This window comes from Sulfitobacter sp. HI0027, from assembly GCF_001634775.1.
Classification (GTDB): domain Bacteria; phylum Pseudomonadota; class Alphaproteobacteria; order Rhodobacterales; family Rhodobacteraceae; genus Sulfitobacter.
On the sequence record NZ_LWER01000297.1, the window covers coordinates 1 to 264 of the forward strand.

The window sequence follows — 264 nt, forward strand, 5'->3', positions numbered from 1 at the left end:
GCTGATCACTGCGACGCCCTTAGGCAAGCCAAAGCTCTTCGCACCATCTCCAGTCTTTCCGACACATGTCGTAGGTTCTACAACTTGAGGGAGAGCTTCCGGAGATAGGCCCGCCAGTACGCATAGTTCGAGATCCCAGCGTCGCTCACCGACATCATACAGCAATGTCGCGACTGCAGACGTCAAATCCATCTGATGCTGTCCGGTCAGCAGATAGATAAGGTAGTCTTTAGAAGACAATAAGGAAACTGTGCGTGCCATGGA

Annotated in this window: 1 protein-coding gene; it reads right to left on the reverse strand. The window is 52.3% G+C overall.

What is annotated here, in order from left to right; translation table 11 throughout:
- The coding region (locus A3722_RS23500; RefSeq protein WP_269084698.1) for an FGGY family carbohydrate kinase at window positions 1-264 on the reverse strand (264 nt) is incomplete at both ends.